At 44.9% G+C, this 6,608-nt stretch carries 4 protein-coding genes; 3 read left to right on the forward strand and 1 reads right to left on the reverse strand.

Translation table 11 applies throughout. The features are described from left to right. Positions 1 to 490 precede the first annotated feature (490 nt). Positions 491 to 631, forward strand: coding sequence for a transposase (locus LW728_RS22055; protein ID WP_002799818.1), 141 nt, complete (start codon positions 491 to 493; stop codon positions 629 to 631). Between the two features lie 94 nt (positions 632 to 725). Next, positions 726 to 2,009: a TldD/PmbA family protein gene (locus tag LW728_RS22060; protein ID WP_002799819.1), complete on the forward strand. Its 1,284-nt coding sequence runs from the start codon at positions 726 to 728 to the stop codon at positions 2,007 to 2,009. Positions 2,010 to 2,364: 355 nt separating this feature from the next. Here LW728_RS22060 and LW728_RS22065 read toward each other — a convergent pair whose 3' ends face one another. After that, entirely contained in the window at positions 2,365 to 4,047 is a 1,683-nt protein-coding gene (locus tag LW728_RS22065; RefSeq protein ID WP_287666522.1) for a hypothetical protein, read from the reverse strand. A 307-nt stretch (positions 4,048 to 4,354) separates the two neighbouring features. Between LW728_RS22065 and bchD the strand changes: the two genes are divergently transcribed. Then, on the forward strand, positions 4,355 to 6,352 hold the full coding sequence (bchD, locus tag LW728_RS22070; protein WP_287666519.1) for a magnesium chelatase ATPase subunit D: 1,998 nt from the start codon (positions 4,355 to 4,357) through the stop codon (positions 6,350 to 6,352). Positions 6,353 to 6,608: the final 256 nt, after the last annotated feature.

Genomic DNA, 6,608 nt, shown 5'->3' on the forward strand with positions numbered 1-6,608 from the left:
TTGATAATCCATAATTTTGCTAATAAACATAGCAAAATTATAGATGATTTCCTGACCTAAGATCACATTTTATTCTTTTTTCCACTTCAATCTAAGAATTGAGAAAAAAGCAAAACCTTATATTATACCATAAAAAAATTGTGCAAGAGGTCTTTTCAATCCTTGTCAGGACGGATTCTAGGGAATAGGTGACGGTTTCGTTAGACATTTTGCTATACTCCTCGACCTATCTGGCGACCATCTTAATTATTGTACTAAGTCCGTTGAGTAAGTAAGTGGTTTCAATTAAATTGAAGATAGATTTTGTCTTTGATTCCCCCTTAATAAGGTGGGGTATCTAACAATTTTTAACACCTACTTACTTAGAATATAATATTTCAGCCGCTTTTTTACTTTATAAAGCTATCATTCAAAACTTCTAAATTTAATGGAAAATCTGACCATGTACAACGCTATAATCGAATAAACAACTAAACTTTATATTTCTGTAATGGTTAATTCCTTAAAAGCTTTTTCTAGGCGCAGATATGAACAAGCTGGTTATCCTAAATCAGATGGGAAAGATGCTCTTTGGTCTCCTAGTTATTTTGTTTCTTCTGTGGGAGGTGTGCCATTGGCAGTTCTTAAGTGATATATTAGAGATCAAGAAAAGCCGTCGTAGAACGACGGGGTTTTAAACCCAAATTTTCGATAATCAGATAGCTATCATCTCAAAAACTATCACCATGACGATCGATCCGCAACAACTCATCGAACTGGCTCTCCAATCCGGAGCGGTGGCAGCCGAAGTTTATCAATCTTCCTCCCTTTCCCATCCCGTTTTTTTTGAGGCTAATCGTCTCAAACAGCTAGAAAGTTCTGAATCCGTGGGAACTGCCTTAAGATTATGGCGCGAGGGTTGTCCGGGGTTAGCGGTGGGTTATGGTGATGTGGAACCTGAGATTTTAGTAGAAACGGCATTAAATTTATCCTATCTCAATGCCCCAGAAGAAATCGAATTTTCGGCACCACGACGGGCAATTTATGACCCGATTGGCCAGGATGTGGCGGTAGAATCTTTAATCGAGATGGGTAATCAAATGATTGGCCAAATTCGCCAAGTTTATCCTGAGGTTATTTGTAGTGGTGAATGGGAATGTGAACGGGAAATCACCCGTTTGGTTAATTCCGAGGGTTTATATTGTCAATATACCGATACAGCTTTGAGTTATTATCTGGGGATTGAATGGGTACGGGGAGAGGATTTTCTCGCCGTTTATGATGGGGAATATACCCGCAGTACACCTCATCCCGAAACGGTAATTAAACAGTTATTGCAGCGACTACAATGGGCAGCCAATAATGTGGATAGTCCCACGGGAAAATTACCAATTTTATTGACCTCTAATGCAGTTACCCTCTTATGGGGTACGGTGGAGATGGCTTTAAATGGGAAACAGGTCTTAGAACAGTCCTCGCCCTGGAGTGATAAAATTGGTCAATTGGTGATGTCAGAAAAGTTGACTTTATCCCAACAACCGGACCGAGAACCCTATAGTTGTCCCTTTGATGATGAGGGAACTCCTACCAAATTTTTATCTTTAATTGAGGGAGGTAGAGTTAAGGAATTCTATAGCGATCGTACCACGGCCAGATTATTAAAAACTACTCCGACGGGAAACGGTTTTCGTCCCGGTTTAGGGGTTTATCCCATGCCGGATTTAGTTAATTTAATCGTGGCACCGGGAGAGGGAACTTTAGAGGATTTAATCTCGCAAATAGATGAGGGCCTAGTTATCGACCAAATTTTAGGTCATGGGGCCGATATTTCGGGCGATTTTTCTGTCAATGTCGATCTGGGTTATCGCATAGAAAAGGGCAAAATCACCGGACGAGTTAAAGATACAATGGTGACGGGAAATGTTTATACCGCTTTGCAGAATTTAATCGCTCTGGGGGCCGATAATCAATGGAATGGCTCCTGTTATACTCCCTCGCTAATCGTTGATAGTTTATCGGTGGTAGGGTAAAAATGTGGCGTTGTCAAATTGAAAGATGCTCCTAATCAGATGGGAACTGAAATTACTAGGTGTAGGGCTAATTCATGAATTAGCCCTACAATAGGCGTTGTCAAATTGAAAGATGCTCCGAATCATCTGGGAACTGAGATTAACTCAGCCTACTTTTTGGGGTTAATTTTTTGGGGTTTTATTTGACCTGAAAAGAGGGGGGTCGCAGGCAGGCACGGATTCCCATTATATAAGAAATTATCTGTCAAGTCGCGGGGTTTTGTCAAGCTTTTTTGGGAAAAAAATTAACCGACACTCAAGGGGAGAAAATTATCGGCAGAGATATTATTTAATCTCCCCTTTGAGTAGGTATTTTTCAGCCTGGGATTAACGCTTTAGTTGCCGAGGCACCAAGGCGATTTAATTGGCGATTAATTTGCCATCCGACGAGGGTTAAACCCAACCACTGACTGAAAATTGCCAAAGCGAAAGAGGGAAGTGTAGCGTATTGAGTAGCGGCAATGGGAAGAAAAGTAAAAAACCATAAAAGCGGAGATTGACTGGGATTAACTCCCAAGACAGCGAAACAGAGGAAGGGGAAAATAATCAAAATGCCGATGCTACTGGCTGCGAGCAAAGCGCGTTTATTTGTGCCGGCTAACATCAATAATTGGGCGATAGCGGCATAGACTAAAATCATGTTCATTGCCAAGAGAAACCCGGCTGCAGTGGCTAGTTTATATTGATGGAGAGGGGCGATAAAAATAGCGGGAAGGATGAATAAAATGGCAATAGCGACGTTAACAGCCATGGCTAGGGTAGAAGGACTTTTTTCGCCAAAGATTAAAGCTTTCCCCAGACTAATGCCCGTTTTTCCTTGTAGATGACGATAGCGCGCCCAATCTTGGAGAGTTTGACGGGGAGGAGTGAGGGCAAAAAGGATTAACAAGCCAAAAATCGCCACAAAAACGCTAAGAATCGCAAAATTATCGAAAAGATAGCTCGGTTGCAGAGTTTGGAAGACAAAACCCAGGCTAATGGCACTAAAACAGCCCATCATCCAGTAACTTTGGGGTTTACTAACAAGAGTAGCGAGGGGATTATGGAAGCGACGCTGGAGAATTCTGGTTAAACCGTAGGTGCAGAGGGCAAAATTGAGCAAAATTAAGCTAATACCCACTATAACCGATTGCCAGAGAGATTGACCGTACCAACGCAGATCAAAGATTTGTGAGATTCCTAGATAGCGTACCGCATCGGGGGGGAGAAAGGTAGATTTAACTAGATAGGGGAGGACAAAACTAGGATTAAAGAGAATTAACCAATCAAAGGGAGTACGGGAACCACCATAGCCCGATAAAGTAAAAATAGTGCTATAAAACACAAAGATTAAGACTGCAGCACTGCCTAACCAGGGTTGAAATCCTCCTAACCATGGCGTGGCTAAAGCGAAACTAAGGGCAGCATGATAGAAAAAGGCACAACTAGCGATCAGAACCGCGTAGAAGGCTAAAATTAACGATAGGGGAATACCTGCTAATAAACCCGCCCCCAAGTGAAAGGGTAAAGCGAGAAGACAGACGAGATAGAGGAGAATGGGAACCCCGAAAATTTTGCCGATAAAAATCGTTTTGGCGGGTTGGGGACTCAGACGGATAAAATTAAGTGTACCCCGGCGCTCTTCCCCAGAAAGATCGGCGATTAATTGATAGGTTCCCACCACTAAAAGGGCGAAAATGCCGGTAATACTCAGAAAAGTGAAGATATCTAACCACCATAACCGGGAGATAATCATCCATTGACCATTTAGGTCTTGGATGCAGTATTTAAGCCCACTATAGGGATTATAATCGTTGTTATGGGGGGGATTAGCGGTACAGTAACGACTAAATCCCGCCCCTACCGACAAGAGATTCTTATAGTACAGGTAAACTAATAATTGACCAACTAGGGAGATAACCGAGGCGATCGAGATATTTTTCGGGGTTAATCTTCCTTGCCATTCTCGCATAATTTGCGGGTTGGTTTCCGTAAGGCGATCGATTATTGTCGCTATCATATTTTTGTCCTCTCTACAGCCGTTATCAGGAGCTAATCCTAGATTAACCCAGTAACTTCTCGATCGGTTCGGGGATGAAGAAATCCATCGAGATGCAGCTAAGTAGCTGGTTATAATTAAATTAAAAATGGATTTTAGGTTCGATCCCCCCTTAGTCCCCCCTTAGTCCCCCCTTGATAAGGGGGGTGTCTGATAATTTTTAACGCCTACCTACTTAAAATCTGGGTTCGGGAATCAAAAAGGGAAAAAGTGCCGGACCCGGGAGCTTCTGTTTTACACTAGAATTTGGCCGCCTGAATCTAGATCTATGCCCACTCTGACCCTCAATTTTCCCCTGACTGCCGTTGTCGGCCAAGAAGCGATTAAATTAGCCCTACTCTTAGCCGCCGTGGATCCCGCCCTGGGGGGTGTGGTAATTGCCGGTCGTCGGGGAACCGCCAAATCAGTCATGGCGCGGGCGATACATTCCTTACTGCCACCGATCGAAATTATCGCAGGTAATGTCTTTAATTGTGATCCCAACAATGCCGACGAATGGGACGATCACACTAAAGAAGAATATAGCAGTGGAGAGGTCGCCACGGAAGTTATCCGGGCCCCTTTCGTGCAGATTCCCCTAGGAGTCACCGAGGATCGTTTATTGGGTTCCGTCGATGTGGAAGAATCGGTGAAACAGGGGGAACCAGTCTTTCAACCAGGTTTATTAGCCAGCGCCCATCGGGGAATTCTCTACATCGATGAAATTAATCTACTTGATGACCAAATTGCTAACCAATTACTCACAGTTTTAAGCGAAGGACGTAACCAAATCGAACGGGAAGGCATCAGTTTTCAACATCCCTGTAAACCAATCCTGATCGCTACTTATAACCCAGAAGAAGGGGATTTACGACCCCATTTATTAGATAGAATTGCCATTGCTCTTTCCGCCGATGGTGTCCTTAGTTTAGACCAACGAGTCACCGCCGTCAATCAGGCGATCGAGTATGCTGTTTCTCCCAGCGCTTTTATCGCCCAATATGCCCAAGAAATCGATGATCTAAAAACCGAAATTATTCTGGCGAGGGAATGGTTAAAAGAGGTAAAAATTAAACCCGAACAAATTAGTTATCTAGTGGAGGAAGCGGTGCGCGGTAGGGTAGAAGGTCATCGCGCCGAGATTTTTGCCGTGAGAGTAGCCAAGGCCGCCGCCGCTTTAGAAGGTCGGGATTTAGTCAGTGCCGATGACTTAAAAAGAGCCGTCGAATTAGTTATTGTACCTCGATCGCTGATTACGCCACCACCTCCGGAACAGGAACAACAGCCACCGCCACCACCGCCACCACCGGAACCGCCCCAAGACGAAAACCAGCAGGAACAGGAAGAAAAAGAGGAGGAGAAAGAGGAGGAAAAAGAACCGGAACAGCCCGATAATTTGCCGGAAGAATTTGTTTTTGACCCAGAAGGGGTTTTACTGGATCCCAGTGTGCTGTATTTTGCCCAGATGGCCCAGCGTCAGGGGAAATCGGGGGCGCGTAACCTGATTTTCTCGGAAGATAGGGGACGTTATATTAAGCCGATGTTACCTCGGGGCAAGGTGAAAAGAGTCGCCGTCGATGCCACTCTCCGGGCGGCCGCCCCCTATCAAAAAGCCCGTCGCTTGAGGAATCCCGAACGTCATGTGATTATAGAAGAAGGGGATCTGCGCTCAAAACGGCTGGCCCGCAAGGCTGGTTCTTTAATTGTCTTTGTCGTCGATGCCTCCGGTTCCATGGCTCTCAATCGGATGCAGTCGGCCAAAGGTGCGGTTATGCGTCTGTTAACGGAAGCTTACGAAAATCGCGACCAGATTGCCCTGATTCCTTTCCGGGGTGAGCGAGCAGATGTACTATTACCGCCAACCAAATCGATTACCCTAGCGAAAAAACGTCTAGAAACCCTGCCCTGTGGTGGCGGTTCCCCCTTAGCCCACGGTTTAACCCAAGCGGTTCATGTGGGGATGAATGCCCGTTTATCGGGGGATATCGGTCAAGTGGTGATTGTGGCGATTACCGACGGGAGAAGTAATATTCCTTTGGCGAAATCTCTAGGGGAACCGATTCCGGAGGGGGAAAAACCCGATATTAAGGCAGAACTGCTCGATATTGCCGCTAAAATTCGCTCTTTAGGCATTAAATTGCTGGTCATCGATACGGAGAAAAAATTCGTCTCCACTGGTTTTGCCAAAGAATTAGCCCTAAAAGCCGGGGGTAAATATTATCATCTACCCCGGGCCACGGAACAAGCGATCGCATCTATGGCGCGAGGGGCAATTGCGGGACTGTAGCTAGGGTTTGCGGCAAAAAGTTTTTCGGTGGGGGCAGGGTGTGGGGTTTTACCAATTTTCAGGGAAAAAGTGCCTAAATTTCCCTCCCGATCCCTGCAATGGCTGGCACTTTTTGATTTCAAAAAAGCCTAAAAGTCTTATCCCTGGACTTCCCCGTTGACAAAAGGCCATAACCTGTGCTGTAGAAGGGATTAAGAGAATTTACAGCACCCCGTTACTGGGTACAAATCAGGGAAACTCCCAATAAATCTAACGC

Origin of the sequence: Microcystis sp. 49638_E5, from assembly GCF_021300285.1 — a bacterium.
Lineage (GTDB): Bacteria > Cyanobacteriota > Cyanobacteriia > Cyanobacteriales > Microcystaceae > Microcystis > Microcystis aeruginosa_C.